Below are 15,056 nucleotides of genomic sequence, written 5' to 3' on the forward strand. Positions count from 1 at the left end.
GAGCTTACTCAGCCGCCACTCGCGCAAACCCCTCGCGGATTTTCTCTTCCGGCAAGTCATCGGCAATAAACACGATCACGCTTTCACGTACGTCGTCCTTGGCCCATTCGGTATCCCAGTCGAAACCGTACAGTTTCAACACGCCCTGAAACACCATGCGCCGTGGTTCGCCGAGGATGTTCAGAACGCCCTTGTAGCGCAGCAATTGCTTGCCATGTTCCTCCAGCAGTTCGTTCATGAACTCACTGAGCTTGTCGATATCCAGCGCTTTTTCAGTGCGCAGCACCAGGCTGGAGATGCGGTCGATGGACGGCGCCTTGCTCACTGGACGCAGGCTTACACCACCGCCGAGGTCGGCGTTGAGGTTGAAGCCACGCACGTCGAGCAACTCGGCCAGGTCGATCTTCCCATGTTCGACCACGCGAATCGGCGCGCGACGATTGATGCGGGTCAGACGTTCGCTCAGTGCAGAAAAGGTTGCCTCGTCCACCAGATCGCGCTTGCTCACCAGCAAGCGGTCGGCAAAACCAATTTGCGCCTGAGCGATGGTTTGGGTCAGGTGCTGCTCAGCGTGAGCTGCGTCGACCAAGGTGATGATGCCGTCGAGGATGTAGCGCTCGCGCAGCTCTTCATCGATGAAGAAGGTCTGCGCCACTGGTGCAGGATCCGCCAGGCCGGTGCATTCGATCACCAGGCGGTCGAAGGTGATTTCGCCGCTGTCCAGGCGTTCCAGCAGCAGGTACAGGGCCTTGGTCAGGTCGGTGTGAATGGAGCAGCAGACGCAGCCGTTGGACAGCGTCATGACTTGCACCGGCTCATCGCCCAATAGCTGGGTGTCGATGCCGGCGTCGCTGAATTCGTTTTCGATCACGGCGATTTTCAGGCCGTGCTCGGCTTTGAGCAGATGACGCAGCAGCGTGGTCTTGCCGGCGCCGAGAAAGCCGCTGAGGATCGTTACCGGGATGGGTGAGGACAAAGACGGTTCTCCTGATGACTGAAGGAACACAAAACAAATGTGGGAGCGAGCCTGCTCGCGATGGCGGACTGTCAGTCAACACGAATGTTGAATGCAAGACCGTCATCGCGAGCAGGCTCGCTCCCACAGGGATCGCGTTAACCCGGCAGCCGGGTCAACAGCACTTCGGCCCACCTTTTCCACCGTAGCGAGCCTCTTGGCGTTCCCGGAAGAACGCCTCGTAGCTCATCACCGGTTTGTCCGGGTGTTTGGTTTGCATATGCTCGACGTAGGTGTCGTAGTCGGGCATGCCGACCATCAGGCGCGCGGCCTGACCGAGGTATTTACCGAGGCGACTCAGGTCATTGAACATGGTTGCAACCCTCGATTACGCATCCGGAATGGCCTGGAATGGCGATTCTTTATCCGTGCGCTCTTTGCTGCCCCAGGCGGAAATACCGACCTTGAGCGCATAGAACAGGATGCTGAATACCACGAACAGGAACAGCGCCGTCAGCGTTGCGTTGGTGTAGGCGTTGTAGATCACGTGCTGCATCTGGTCGATGTCCTTGGCCGGGGCCAGAATCTGACCGTTGGCCAGCGCATCGCTGTATTTCTTGGCCAGCGACAGGAAGCCAATCGCCGGGTTGGCGTCGAACAGCTTGATGAAGCCTGCGGTGGTGGTGCAGATCAGCAGCCATGCCGCTGGCAGCAAGGTCACCCAGATGTAGCGCTGGCGTTTCATTTTGATCAGCACGACGGTGCCGAGCATCAGCGCGATACCGGCCAGCATCTGGTTGGAGATACCGAACAGCGGCCACAAGGTGTTGATCCCTCCCAACGGGTCAATCACGCCTTGGTACAGCAAGTAACCCCACATCGCCACGCAACCGGCGGTCGCGATCAGGTTGGCGGTCCAGGATTCCGTGCGTTTGAGCGCTGGGACGAAGGAGCCGAGCAAGTCCTGCAGCATGAAACGCCCGGCACGTGTACCGGCGTCGACTGCGGTCAGGATGAACAGCGCTTCAAACAGGATCGCGAAGTGGTACCAGAACGCCATGGTGTTCTCACCCGGCAGAATGTTGTGCAGGATCTGCGCGATACCGACCGCCAGGGTCGGCGCACCGCCGGCACGGGCCAGGACGGTGGTTTCACCGATGTCCCGGGCGACTGCGTGCAGAGCTTCCGGAGTAATCGCGAAGCCCCAACTGCTGACGGTTTGCGCGACTTGCATCACATCACCGCCGACGATAGCCGCCGGGCTGTTCATCGCAAAGTAGACACCTGGCTCGATCACCGAAGCAGCCACCATCGCCATAATGGCCACGAAGGACTCCATCAGCATGCCGCCGTAACCGATGTAACGGGCATGGCCTTCGCTGGCCAGCAGCTTGGGCGTAGTCCCCGAAGCGATCAGCGCGTGGAAACCCGATACCGCACCGCAGGCAATGGTGATGAACAGGAACGGGAACAGACCGCCCTTCCATACCGGGCCGGTGCCGTCGGTGAACTGGGTCAATGCCGGCATTTTCAGCTCGGGCATGGTGATCAGGATGCCAATCGCCAGGGCGATGATGGTACCGATCTTGAGGAAGGTCGACAGGTAGTCACGCGGCGCCAGGATCAGCCAGACCGGCAGTACTGCCGCGACGAAACCGTAGCCGATCAGCATCCAGGTGATCTGGATCCCGGTGAAGCTGAAGGCCTTGGCCCAGACCGGATCAGCAGCAATCTGCCCGCCGAGCCAGATCGAACCGAGCAACAGAAGCACGCCGACGAGGGAGATTTCACCGATGCGGCCCGGGCGGATGTAGCGCATGTAAACGCCCATGAACATCGCGATCGGGATGGTCGCCATCACCGTGAAAATACCCCAAGGGCTTTCGGCCAGGGCCTTGACCACGATCAGCGCCAGCACCGCAAGGATGATGATCATGATCAGGAAGCAGCCAAACAGCGCGATGGTCCCGGGGATGCGGCCCATTTCTTCACGGACCATATCACCCAGAGAGCGGCCGTTGCGGCGGGTGGACATGAACAGGACCATGAAGTCCTGAACGGCACCGGCCAGTACCACGCCGGCGATCAGCCAGAGCGTACCGGGCAGGTAGCCCATCTGCGCCGCCAGTACTGGGCCGACCAATGGCCCTGCGCCCGCAATGGCCGCGAAGTGGTGACCGAAAAGAATGTGTTTGTTGGTCGGCACATAGTCCAGACCGTCATTGTTGAGCACTGCGGGGGTGGCGCGCAGTGGATCGAGCTGCATCACATTGTTAGCGATGAACAGACTGTAGTAACGGTACGCAACCAGATAAATGGCGATTGCCGCGACCACAATCCACAAGGCGTTGATCGCCTCGCCTCGGCGCAAGGCCACTACGCCCAGGGCACACGCGCCTACGATTGCCAGCAGCAGCCAGGGTAAGTGGCGTAGCAGGCTATTATTATTTTTCATTTTTTAATTCCAGCCAGGGTGGACAAGAAAGAGAACCACTTCGAGTTTAACGCTACTGGCACTAAAGACCATACCCCGACATTCGTCGAGGCCTGGAGTGGCAGCCTGTGCGGATGCGGGTCTATAGTCAGCGAACTTTCCGAGGATTGCGCCATGAGCGACCACCCTGCCAATCGCCGCCGCTTCAAACGTATTGCATTCGATGCCAAGACCGAGCTCATTCAGGGCAAACATCAGTGGCCGGTGAAACTGCTCGACCTGTCACTCAAGGGCCTGTTGATCGAACGTCCCGAGCCATGGCTTGGGGACAAGGAGCAGATATTTTCGGTCAACATTCACTTGAGCAAGGAGGCCGAGATCCGCATGGACGTGCAGCTGACCCATGAAGAGCACGGTCAGCTCGGCTTCGTCTGTCGCTACATCAGCCTGGAATCCGTCAGCAGCCTGCGGCGCCTGATCGAGCTGAATCTGGGTGATCAGGCCGAACTTGAACGGGAGTTGGGAGCACTGATCAAGGATTGATCGTTACTCGAACAACGCGTCCAACGCCTGCTCCAATCGGGTCACCGCGATAATCCGCAACCCGGCAGGCGCTTCCTTAGGCGCATTGCCCTTGGGCACGATGGCGCGTTTGAAACCGTGCTTGGCGGCTTCCTTCAAGCGTTCCTGACCGCTCGGCACCGGCCGCACTTCACCAGACAAGCCAACCTCACCGAACACCAGCAGATCGTGGGGCAATGGTCGATTGCGCAGGCTGGACATCACGGCCGCCATCAACGCCAGGTCGGACGCGGTTTCCAGCACCTTGACCCCGCCGACCACGTTGAGAAACACGTCCTGGTCGTGGGTTGGAATACCGCCGTGGCGGTGCAGCACCGCCAACAGCATGGCCAGACGATTCTGATCCAGGCCGAGGGTCACACGACGCGGGTTGGCCAGGTGGCTGTCGTCCACCAGTGCCTGAACTTCCACCAGCATCGGACGCGTGCCTTCCCAGGTCGCCATCACCACGCTACCCGGTACTTCCTCTTGCGCGCGCGTGAGGAAAATCGCCGAAGGGTTGGAGACTTCCTTCAAGCCCTTGTCGGTCATCCCGAACACGCCCAGCTCATTCACGGCCCCAAAACGGTTTTTCACCGCCCGCAACAGACGCAAGCGTCCATCCGACTCGCCTTCGAAATACAGCACCGTGTCGACCATGTGCTCCAGCACTCGGGGACCTGCCAATGCGCCTTCTTTAGTCACGTGGCCAACCAGGAAAATCGCCGTTCCGCTTTGTTTCGCGTAACGCACCAGCAACGCCGCACTTTCGCGGACCTGGGACACTCCGCCCGGTGCCGATTGCAGCTGCTCGGTGAAAATCGTCTGAATCGAGTCGATCACCATGACCTTGGGCTTTTCGATGCGAGCCGTGGCAATGATGGTTTCGATGCAGGTTTCGGTCATCACCCGCAATTGGTCCTGCGGCAAGCCCAGACGTCGGGCACGCATGGCCACTTGCTGCTGGGATTCTTCACCGGTGACGTAGAGCGCCGGCATGCGAGTCGCGAGGTTGCACAGGGTTTGCAGAAGGATGGTCGACTTACCGATCCCTGGATCACCGCCGATCAGCACCACCGAGCCGTCGACCAGACCGCCACCGAGTACGCGGTCCAGCTCACCGGAGGCGGTGGAGAAACGTGGAATCTCTTCGACGCTGACTTCGGCCAGGGTCTTGATCTGCGCCTGCTGCCCGGCCCAGCCGGTACGACCACTGGGGGCTGCCGCACCACCACTTTCCACCATGGTTTCGGTCAAGGTGTTCCAGGCCCCGCATTCGCCGCATTGGCCGGCCCACTTGGGGAAGGTCGAACCGCACTCGGTGCAGCCATACATGCGTTTTGCCTTGGCCATCTGAACTCCTGGAAAAAACCGCGATGATAGCTCAGCTGGAGAGGTTCGGCGCGCTGTCCTGATGACTGTTGTTCAATATAACTTCTGGTGTATTGATCGATCATCGTTGGCGCCTCACACTAGTTCAACTTCACTTACAGTAAAACTCAGCGCCACAACAACTTATTCGACTATACGAATGAGCACTCTCCATGTTTACATTGAACAGCACTTGTCCAACTTTTCGCCCAGAAGCTTGAAGCCGAATACTGCAAACACCCACGCCCCCAACCCAACAAACCTGTACAACTATTAAAAATCCAACCCCCGCACGTACAAGATTCACCTCGAAAAAAATGATGGCACTTTGTAAACTATTCGCCGCGACACGAGTCGATAGCAGCGAGCGCTGTAAGTAGTTGTGTCGAGCAAAACCCGATTTGCTGACTTACACTGCGCTCACCAACCTCATCTGTAACAAGGAATAACGCTATGGGCGTGCTAAGTGAATTCAAGGCCTTCGCGGTCAAAGGTAATGTGGTCGACATGGCCGTCGGTATCATCATCGGCGCCGCGTTTGGCAAGATCGTTTCGTCGTTTGTCGGTGACGTCGTCATGCCGCCAATCGGCCTGTTGATCGGTGGGGTGGACTTCGCGGACCTGGCGGTCACGCTGAAAGCGGCGCAGGGCACTACCCCGGCCGTGGTGATGGCCTACGGTAAATTCATCCAGAGCATTATCGACTTCCTGATCGTCGCGTTCGCGATCTTCATGGGCGTGAAAGCCATCAACCGCCTGAAGCGTGAAGAAGCTGTGGCACCAAGCCTGCCGCCGGTTCCGACCAAGGAAGAAGAGCTGCTGAGCGAAATTCGCGACCTGCTCAAGGTGCAGAACAACAAGCCCTGAGGGCTGTACTGCGAAAACAACGGCGCCTGATTGGCGCCGTTTTTCATTACCAGTAGTTTTCGACGGCAATCTGGCCAGGTCGACGAGTCAGGCTCAGTTGCATGTCGCGCTCTTTAAGCAGCTTGCGCGTGTCATCGATCATCTGCGGGTTTCCGCAGAGCATTACCCGCGAATGCTCAGCCGTCATGGCAACATCAGCCACCCGCTCTAGCTCACCGCTTTTGATCAACTGGGTGATTCGCCCGTTCAACGCTTGCGGATGCTGCTCACGGGTCACAGTGGCGATAAATTGCAGTTTATGATGATGCTCCGCCAGATAGTCGCGCGCTGCCAACTCGGCAATCAGCGCCTGATACGCCAGCTCCCGCGCTTCGCGCACGCTATACACCAGAATGATTCGCTCGAATTTCTCCCAGACCTCGAAGTCCTGCAGGATCGACAGAAACGGCGCGATGCCGGTACCTGTGGACAACAACCAGAGATCACGCCCATCGACAAAGCGATCAAGGGTCAGAAAGCCGAACGCCTGACGGTCGACCATCAAGGTATCCCCCACCTTCAGACGACTCAGCTCGCTGGTGAATTCGCCTCCCGGCACAACGATGGAAAAGAACTCAAGAAACTCGTCATGGGGTGAAGAGACCATGGAATAGGCGCGCCATACCGTGCTGCCATCGAGCTTGGTAACCCCCAAACGGGCAAATTGCCCGGCCCGAAAACGAAAGCCAGGATCTCGCGTGGTACGCAACGTGAACAGGCCGGGCGTTAACGGCTGGACATCGAGTAAGGCTTGCCGGGTGAACTTCTCTGCGCTGACAGTCATGGGGCGCTCCATAGATATGGTTGCTCCAGTGTCCCGCAAAGCTGCGCGCAGAAACACCGCCGGTTTGTAGTGGCATTAATGAATAAATGAGAACGACTAGCTAATACTTGAAAGCTGGACATGCTCTTGGAAAATTACAATTTTTGCGATGTTCTTTAAATACCAGACAACATCTCATGTGCGTTACAGCAGACAGTGTTGCCCTAAGAACCGGTTATTCATTAAGCGAGCCGCTCAAGAACAAAAAATCACTTCACACGAGTAGGATTCATCCTACACTCGTGACGTGAAAATATTGGATCCAAAACCGAACAGAACGCGACGTACGGAGAGAGTTTTCTATGGACATCTGGAAGGAGACCCAACTCAAACAATTGATTTATGAGTCAAACATTGAAAACGCTTACAAAATTGCACTCAATTTCTTTAACAACCTTGGTTATGAATACTGCGCATTTTCGATGATTTCTCATGCGGCAAACCACTATTTTAATGACATAAACCTTAATAATTACTCACATGGCTGGAGCACGCGTTATGAAAAAAACCACTACGACACGATAGACCCAATAGTGGCGCATTGCTCTCAATCAACGTTCCCCATTCTCTGGGACAGAGAAACTTTCGCTAAAGTCCCTGAGCTGGGGCGCGCGCTCGCGGAACAAGGCTTGCAGTACGGTTGGTCACAGCCAGTGCATGACCTTAACCACCACAACAGCAGCATGCTCAGCGTCGCCCGAAGTCATTTGCGGATCAGCGCTTATGAACTCTATGAGAATCTCGGCTACGCGACGCTCATCAGCCACAAGCTGCACGCCCTCGCTATGCAAAAACTGAGCAGCAAGAGTCCGGGATACGTGAGTGTGACCCATTTATCGCCACGGGAAACGGAGGTGCTGAAGTGGTCTGCGCAAGGCAAGACTGCGCTGGACATCGGGACCATTCTCAGTCTCAGCCCGCGCACGGTGAATTTCCACATTGGCAGTGCGATCAGGAAACTGGGCGTCACCAACAAGATTTCCGCCGTGGTGCAGGCAGCGAAGACTCATCTGTTCTAAGCCTCAATCAACACCACAGCGTGTCAGCGCTGAGCACGACGGAAAAACCAACGAGTAATCCGACGGAAAAAAACGTACCCTTTACGTCCCCCTGAGTGATGGCGCGAGAAACATCGCGACGAAGTACGCTCAGGCGGTCCCGCCAGCATTCAATACGTGCAGAACCGCGGAACCCCCGTTGATTATCCAGAGTCCCCCGCCTCATGCCCTTGCTCGAAAGCCCCTTTGCCCAACTCGACCTGATTCGTCAACCTGAACAGCAAAACGAACCGCTGCAAGCCTTTGACGCGGCCGACGAATACCTGCTCAGTCATCTGGCCGAACAGCAACTCAACGAAGACACTCGAGTTCTGGTGCTCAATGACAGTTTTGGAGCACTGGCGGCAAGCCTCGCCGGCAAGGTTCAGGTCACGAGCAGCAGCGACTCCTTCCTCGCGATCCAGGCCTTGGAAAAGAACCTGGTGCGCAATGGCCAGACATTCGATGCGGTGCCAACAGTGCCCGCCAGTGCGCCGCTGGTCGGACCGTTCGATCGGGTACTGATCCGTGTTCCCAAGACCCTGGCGTTGCTGGAGGAGCAGTTGATCCGCCTGCAAGAACAACTGGCACCCGGTGCTCAGGTGATTGCCGCGGCCATGGTCAAACACTTGCCGCGGGCTGCGGGGGATCTGCTGGAGCGCTACATCGGCCCGGTGCAAGCCTCACTGGCAGTCAAGAAAGCCCGCCTGCTGATTGCCACACCCGACGCCAGACAACCTGCGCAGTCGCCCTACCCGACACGCTACACGCTCGACGAACCGGCTATCGAGCTGCTCAACCACGCCAACGTGTTCTGCCGCGAAGGCCTGGACATCGGCACCCGAGCGTTTCTGCCTCATCTGCCGAAAAACCTGGGCAACGCGCGTGTTGCCGACCTGGGTTGCGGCAACGGTGTGCTGGCAATCGCCAGCGCCCTGCAAAACCCGCAAGCGCATTACACGCTGGTAGACGAATCATTCATGGCCGTACAGTCCGCTGCCGAAAACTGGCGCGCAGCCCTCGGCGAACGCGACGTCATCGTGCGCGCAGGCGATGGTCTGGCCGGGCAGGAACCGCAGTCGCTGGACATAGTGCTGTGCAATCCGCCGTTCCACCAGCAACAGGTGGTCGGTGACTTCCTCGCCTGGCGGATGTTCCAGCAGGCTCGCGAAGCGTTGGTAGTGGGTGGCGCGCTGTACATCGTCGGTAACCGTCATCTGGGTTATCACAGCAAATTGGCGCGTCTGTTCCGGGGTGTCGAGCAGGTCGCGGCAACGCCTAAATTCGTGATCCTCAAGGCCCGTAAATAACGGCCTGCGGCCAGGCAAAAAAAACCCTCCAGCGGAGGGTTATAAATCCGTGCCGCAAGGCACGGGATGGGATGTTCGGGTCGTTCAGTGAGTGCTCAGGCCTGCGGCATTCATGAACATGCGCATCAGGCTGGCCACGACAAACAGCGCCAGTACGCTGCCAGTCCAGATCATTGCCAGCCAGCCGAGCCGTTGCCAGAGCGGCTTCTTTTCAGCCTGCTCGATTTCCTGCAAAGAGTGTTTACCAGCCATCTTCGAATGCTCCTGTAAGACGGCTCAGGCCCCCGGCCCGAGCCTTCGTCACGCAGACTAGTGGTAACCGTCTTCATGGGTCACCTTGCCGCGGAACACGTAGTAGCTCCAGAAGGTGTAACCCAGGATGAACGGGATGATGAACAAGGTGCCGACCAGCATGAAGCCCTGGCTTTGCGGCGGTGCGGCGGCGTCCCAGATCGAGATCGACGGCGGCACGATGTTTGGCCACAGGCTGATTCCCAGACCGCTGTAACCGAGGAAGATCAGCACCAGGGTCAACAGGAATGGGGTGTAGTGCGCATTACGCGCCACAGCGCGCAGTAAACCGTACATCGTCACCAGCACCAGAATTGGCACCGGCAGGAACCAGAACAGGTTTGGCAGGGTGAACCAGCGCGCAGCAATCTCGGCATGCGCCAGCGGGGTCCAGATGCTGACGATACCGGTCACCGCCAACACCACAAACGCCAGTGGTCGCGCCAGATTGTGCATCTGCTCCTGCAACTTGCCTTCGGTTTTCATGATCAGCCAAGTGCAGCCGAGCAACGCATAAGCGACGATTAGCGCCACGCCGCAGAACAGCGAGAACGGTGTCAGCCAGTCCAGCGTACCGCCAGCAAACTGCCGATTGACCACCGGTATGCCGTCAATGAACGCGCCCAGTGCCACGCCCTGAAAGAACGTCGCCGTCAGCGAACCACCGATAAAGCACTTGTCCCAGATGTGCCGCTTGTCGTCCTTGGCCTTGAAGCGGAACTCGAACGCCACGCCGCGAAAGATCAACCCGATCAGCATCAGGATCAGCGGCAAGTACAACGCCGACAGCACCACCGAATACGCCAGCGGAAACGCGCCGAACAAAGCTGCACCGCCCAGCACCAGCCAGGTTTCGTTACCGTCCCAGACCGGCGCGACGGTGTTCATCATCACATCGCGGTCACGGTCGCCCTTGATGAAGGGAAAGAGAATGCCGATTCCCAGGTCAAAACCATCCATGACCACATACATCATGATGCCGAAGATGATGATCACGGCCCAGATCAGCGGAAGATCAATACCCATGACTCAATTCCCCTTGTTCAGGCTGTCGCTGAGATCACCTTCAGTGCCATCGTCGGCAGCGGAAAGCGGACGGGCCGGCGTACGTTGCTGACCAGGACCGCCGTGGCTCGTCTCGGCACCTTCGTTGATTTTCGGACCTTTGCGCACCAGGCGCATCATGTAGCCCAGACCGACACCAAACAGCGAGAAATACACCACGACAAACAGCGCCAGCGTAATGCTCATCTGCAGGAAACTGTGCATAGATGAAGCGTCGGCGGTACGCATCAACCCGTACACCACCCACGGCTGACGACCGATTTCAGTGGTGAACCAACCCGCAAGAATCGCGATCAGGCCCGACGGTCCCATCCACAACGCCAGATAGAGGAACGCACGGTTCGAATACAGCGTGTCGCGCTTACGCAGCCACAGGCTCCACAGACCGGTGAAAATCATCAGGAAACCCAGCCCGACCATGATCCGGAACGACCAGAATACGATGGTCGAATTCGGCCGGTCTTCAGGCGGGAACTCCTTGAGTGCCGGTACCTGCTTGTCCAGCGTGTGGGTCAGGATCAGGCTGCCCAGGTACGGAATTTCGACTGCAAATTTGGTCTTCTCGGCTTTCATGTCTGGCCAGCCGAACAGGATCAACGGGGTCGGCTCGTTGCCGACGTTTTCCCAGTGACCTTCAATCGCGGCGATTTTCGCCGGCTGATGCTTGAGCGTGTTGAGGCCGTGGAAGTCACCGATCACCGCCTGAATGGGCGCGACGATCAAGGCCATCCACATGGCCATCGACAGCATGGTACGGATCGCCGGGTTATCGCGCCCCCGAAGCAAGTGCCAGGCGGCTGACGAGCCAACGAAGAATGCCGTGGCCACAAAGGCCGCCGTGGCCATGTGCATCAGGCGGTACGGGAACGACGGGTTGAAAATCACCGCCAGCCAATCCACCGGGATCACCTGGCCATTAACGATTTCGTAGCCTTGCGGCGTTTGCATCCAGCTGTTGGAGGCGAGAATCCAGAATGTCGAGATCAACGTGCCGATGGCCACCATGACGGTGGCGAAGAAGTGCAGCTTGCGCCCGACCTTGTTCCAGCCAAACAGCATGACCCCGAGGAAACCCGCCTCGAGGAAGAACGCCGTGAGCACTTCATAGGTCAGCAATGGCCCGGTGACGGAACCGGCAAAGTCCGAGAAGCGGCTCCAGTTGGTGCCGAACTGATAGGCCATGACCAATCCGGACACCACGCCCATGCCGAAGTTGACGGCAAAGATCTTCGACCAGAAGTGGTACAGATCACGGTAAGTGTCGTTATGGGTCTTGAGCCACAAGCCTTCGAGCACCGCCAGGTAACTCGCCAGGCCGATGGTGATTGCCGGGAACAGGATGTGAAACGAGATGGTGAACGCGAACTGAATTCGGGCGAGATCAAGTGCCTCCAAACCGAACATAAGTCTTCCTCTGTCAGGTAATACGGCTGCGGGCTGGAAGCCTGCACCCACCGCCCCCACGGGTATGGAGTGTGGCGAATTCAAATTCGTTCTTTTTTTACAATCATCACAACGCAGGGAGTCTGGCCATTTGGCCGTCAGAGCAAAACCACCAAGAGCTTTGATCTGGATCAAGCAACGATGAAAGAGTAGTCCCATTTTCGGCGGCGGGCCGTGTGGTCTTTTGCCGCGTGACAGGTTGCCTCACCGTGGTGTTCAGGGCGGCGGTATGTCCTGTAGCGAGGGTACGACGGGGGCTCCAGGATAAGGAGCTGGCTGACTGAATTCGCCGCGCGCGCAACTTCAGGTTACAACTTGGTGATAATCTCGATTTTTCCCCGTCCAGACCTGCCTGCCGATGCCGACCCAAGCCCCGCTGTTGTTGCGCCATCACCGCCCGTTCATTGCGTTCTGGCTGGCGCGGGTGTTCACCGCCAGCGGTTTTCAGATGCTCACCGTGGCGATCGGCTGGAACCTCTATCAACTCACCGGCAATGTGCTGGACCTGGGACTGGTCGGGCTGGTGGAGTTCGCGCCACGGGTGTTGTTCATGCTCCACACCGGGCATGTGGCGGACCGCTATGACCGGCGCAAGGTCGCGGCCATCTGCCAGTCCTTGCAGGCGATGATCGCCCTCGCCCTGGCCATCGGCAGCGCTACCGACCACGTCACCCGCGAGATGATCTTCATCCTGGCGTTCCTGCTCGGTGCCGCCCGTTCATTTGAAATGCCGACCACCCAGGCGCTGCTGCCGACCATCGTCCCCAGTGCACTGTTTCCGCGTGCAGTGGCAGCGTCCCAATCGGCTCAGCAATCGGCGACCATTGTCGCGCCAGCGCTGGGCGGTTTGCTGTATGCCTTCGGCAGTGTCTGGGTGTATGGCCCGACGGTGATTCTGTACCTCATCGCCTGCACCCTGATGCTGAACCTGCCCGCACGGCAAACCACGCTGAACAAGGGCAAGGCGACGCTGGATTCGTTGCTCGCCGGGATCCGCTTCATTCGCAGCCGCCCGGACATCCTTGGCGCGATTTCATTGGATTTGTTCGCGGTACTGCTCGGTGGCGCCACGGCATTGCTGCCGGTATTCGCCAAAGACATCCTGCTGACTGGCCCTTGGGGGCTGGGCCTGCTGCGCTCGGCGCCAGCGGTCGGGGCCTTGCTGATGTCGCTATGGCTGGCGCGGTTTGCCGTGGAGCGAAAAGTCGGGCGTGTGATGTTTACGGCTGTTGGAGTGTTCGGTGTCGCGACCATTGCCTTCGGCCTGTCGACTTCGTTCTGGTTCTCGCTGGCGGTGCTGGTGGTGCTCGGCGCGGCAGACATGATCAGCATGGTGATCCGCGCGTCCTTCGTGCAACTGGAAACCCCGGACGAAATGCGCGGTCGGGTCAGCGCCGTGAATGGCTTGTTCATCGGTGCCTCGAACCAGCTGGGCGAGTTCGAGTCCGGCCTCACCGCCCATTGGTTCGGCACCGTACCGGCAGTGGTCATGGGCGGAATCGGTACACTGCTGGTCACCGGGGCGTGGATCAAACTGTTCCCGACCCTGGCCCAGCGCGACCGCATGCATGTGCCGGTGGATGAGGAGAAAGCCTCAGCGGTGCCCGCTAAACCAGCAACCCCCCCGCCACAGCCGCACTGACGGCCTTGCCACACAACTGCTCAACCAGCATCAACGCAAATGCGAGGGCAGCGCTCGAACCTTGAGCGGTGATGCAGTTGCCGTCGACGACCACGGGTTGGTCGACGAACGTGCAGCCGGACAACTGATGGCTGGTCGCGGGCAAGCAGGTCATGCGCCGTTGACGCAACACGCCAAAGGCTTGAAGCGCCAGGGCCGGCGACTCGGCGATAGCCGCGAACAAGCGCCCGGCCGCTGCCTGTTGTTTGATCAGTTGTAACAAGGGTTGATGACCCGCCAGGTGCTGAGCGCCCACCGCGCCGCCGGGTAAAACGATCAGATCGAACGGTTGCGCCAGCACATCGACCAGCATCGCGTCGGCAGTCAGGCGAGTACCGCGGGCACAGGTGAGCATGCGCCGCGATTCGACGCTCGCCACCACCACTTCGACTTTCGCACGGCGCAACACGTCGATCAATGTCACGCTTTGCAGGTCGTCGATACCTTCGGCAAGGGTAATCAGGGCTCTAAAGGTCATGGTCTGCGTCCACAGGGTGATCTTTAAAGCGTAGTCAGCTTTGCTGACAGATGTTCGAGCGGTGCTGTTACCCAATGAAACGCTACTTGATGTACAGCTGCGTCGACATCGTATTGCCGGGGGCATTGATCGAGGTATTGCTGAAGGTGAACGTCCCTTCTTGCTTACCCGCCAGATCAAAGGTGTAGACATTACCGACGATCTTGCTGGCCATGCCGGAGCATTCCGTCAGATTGCCGTTTGCGTACGCGCAGACAGGGGTCCGCACGCCATTGACTTGAAAGCCGTCCAGCGTTGCATTCGGCAGGCGACCGTAACCGATCTCCAGCACATAGATCTTGATGTTGGGGCCTGCGTGATCGCACTGCGTCTTCTCTTGCCCTGGCGCAATATTTTCAATGCCGCAGGAGGTCGACTGGACCTTGAGGACCTTGACTTCACTCAACGGCGGTGCGGACGCCGCCATTACGGTTTGTGTACCGACCAACAAGGTGCCAAACAGGCCAAATGCCAGAATCATCCTGCTCTTTATAGAAGACATATCCACTCCTGAAACCAGCGCGCAGTATGCCCCCACTCCCCCGGACGGTAAAACATCGCCGACGATCAACGCCATTAGGCAGCCACAGCCGTACGCTGCTGGTATGATGCGCGGCTTTTTCCGACCGACAGAAAATATTCAGGCGCCAGCAGCGGCCTGT

The 15,056-nt window shown here is 58.4% G+C and carries 15 protein-coding genes; 5 read left to right on the forward strand and 10 right to left on the reverse strand.

The features are described from left to right. Window positions 1-4: 4 nt before the first annotated feature. The 3 genes from yjiA to NTD87_RS15880 form a co-directional block, all read right to left on the reverse strand. Entirely contained in the window at window positions 5-976 is a 972-nt protein-coding gene (yjiA, locus tag NTD87_RS15870) for a GTPase (RefSeq protein WP_262114952.1), read from the reverse strand. A gap of 154 nt (window positions 977-1,130) precedes the next feature. Then, window positions 1,131-1,328, reverse strand: coding sequence for a YbdD/YjiX family protein (locus NTD87_RS15875; RefSeq protein WP_010448516.1), 198 nt, complete (start codon window positions 1,326-1,328; stop codon window positions 1,131-1,133). Between the two features lie 15 nt (window positions 1,329-1,343). Next, window positions 1,344-3,410 (reverse strand): carbon starvation CstA family protein, encoded by a 2,067-nt coding sequence (locus NTD87_RS15880; protein ID WP_262114954.1) that lies wholly within the window; start codon window positions 3,408-3,410, stop codon window positions 1,344-1,346. Between the two features lie 153 nt (window positions 3,411-3,563). On the opposite strand from NTD87_RS15880, the gene NTD87_RS15885 reads away from it, so the two are divergent. Then, a complete protein-coding gene (locus NTD87_RS15885; RefSeq protein ID WP_262114955.1) occupies window positions 3,564-3,932 on the forward strand; it encodes a PilZ domain-containing protein in 369 nt (122 codons plus the stop codon). Window positions 3,933-3,935: 3 nt separating this feature from the next. On the opposite strand, the gene radA is transcribed toward NTD87_RS15885, so the two are convergent. Then, window positions 3,936-5,303, reverse strand: coding sequence for a DNA repair protein RadA (radA, locus tag NTD87_RS15890; protein WP_262114956.1), 1,368 nt, complete (start codon window positions 5,301-5,303; stop codon window positions 3,936-3,938). Window positions 5,304-5,774: 471 nt separating this feature from the next. Here radA and mscL point away from each other — a divergent pair, with 471 nt between their 5' ends. After that, window positions 5,775-6,188, forward strand: a complete 414-nt coding sequence (mscL, locus tag NTD87_RS15895; protein WP_262114958.1) for a large-conductance mechanosensitive channel protein MscL — start codon at window positions 5,775-5,777, stop codon at window positions 6,186-6,188. Window positions 6,189-6,234: 46 nt separating this feature from the next. Here mscL and NTD87_RS15900 read toward each other — a convergent pair whose 3' ends face one another. After that, the gene (locus tag NTD87_RS15900; RefSeq protein ID WP_262114960.1) at window positions 6,235-7,011 is read right to left on the reverse strand and encodes a ferredoxin--NADP reductase; all 777 of its coding nucleotides are present in this window, start codon (window positions 7,009-7,011) and stop codon (window positions 6,235-6,237) included. A 341-nt stretch (window positions 7,012-7,352) separates the two neighbouring features. Between NTD87_RS15900 and NTD87_RS15905 the strand changes: the two genes are divergently transcribed. After that, window positions 7,353-8,069 carry an autoinducer binding domain-containing protein gene (locus NTD87_RS15905; RefSeq protein ID WP_262114961.1) on the forward strand — a complete coding sequence of 239 codons (717 nt, stop codon included), beginning with the start codon at window positions 7,353-7,355 and terminating at the stop codon, window positions 8,067-8,069. A gap of 203 nt (window positions 8,070-8,272) precedes the next feature. After that, a complete protein-coding gene (locus NTD87_RS15910) occupies window positions 8,273-9,397 on the forward strand; it encodes a methyltransferase (protein ID WP_262114962.1) in 1,125 nt (374 codons plus the stop codon). An 84-nt stretch (window positions 9,398-9,481) separates the two neighbouring features. Here the strand turns inward: NTD87_RS15910 and NTD87_RS15915 are convergent, their stop codons facing one another. Genes NTD87_RS15915 through NTD87_RS15925 form a run of 3 tightly spaced genes read right to left on the reverse strand, consistent with a single transcriptional unit; the run spans window position 9,482 to window position 12,157 of the window. After that, window positions 9,482-9,649: a DUF2474 domain-containing protein gene (locus NTD87_RS15915; RefSeq protein ID WP_262114963.1), complete on the reverse strand. Its 168-nt coding sequence runs from the start codon at window positions 9,647-9,649 to the stop codon at window positions 9,482-9,484. Between the two features lie 57 nt (window positions 9,650-9,706). After that, window positions 9,707-10,714 carry a cytochrome d ubiquinol oxidase subunit II gene (cydB, locus tag NTD87_RS15920; RefSeq protein WP_123423562.1) on the reverse strand — a complete coding sequence of 336 codons (1,008 nt, stop codon included), beginning with the start codon at window positions 10,712-10,714 and terminating at the stop codon, window positions 9,707-9,709. A 3-nt stretch (window positions 10,715-10,717) separates the two neighbouring features. Then, on the reverse strand, window positions 10,718-12,157 hold the full coding sequence (locus tag NTD87_RS15925; protein ID WP_262114964.1) for a cytochrome ubiquinol oxidase subunit I: 1,440 nt from the start codon (window positions 12,155-12,157) through the stop codon (window positions 10,718-10,720). A 397-nt stretch (window positions 12,158-12,554) separates the two neighbouring features. On the opposite strand from NTD87_RS15925, the gene NTD87_RS15930 reads away from it, so the two are divergent. Beyond that, on the forward strand, window positions 12,555-13,838 hold the full coding sequence (locus NTD87_RS15930; RefSeq protein WP_262114965.1) for an MFS transporter: 1,284 nt from the start codon (window positions 12,555-12,557) through the stop codon (window positions 13,836-13,838). Here NTD87_RS15930 and NTD87_RS15935 read toward each other — a convergent pair. Then, entirely contained in the window at window positions 13,804-14,355 is a 552-nt protein-coding gene (locus NTD87_RS15935) for a DJ-1 family glyoxalase III (protein ID WP_262114966.1), read from the reverse strand. The two genes, NTD87_RS15930 and NTD87_RS15935, sit on opposite strands and share 35 nt — an antisense overlap. An 82-nt stretch (window positions 14,356-14,437) precedes the next feature. Beyond that, a complete protein-coding gene (locus tag NTD87_RS15940) occupies window positions 14,438-14,896 on the reverse strand; it encodes a YolA family protein (RefSeq protein WP_262114967.1) in 459 nt (152 codons plus the stop codon). Between the last annotated feature and the right edge of the window lie 160 nt (window positions 14,897-15,056).

Source organism: Pseudomonas sp. 6D_7.1_Bac1 (genome assembly GCF_025465945.1).
In the GTDB taxonomy this organism is placed as follows: Bacteria; Pseudomonadota; Gammaproteobacteria; order Pseudomonadales; family Pseudomonadaceae; genus Aquipseudomonas.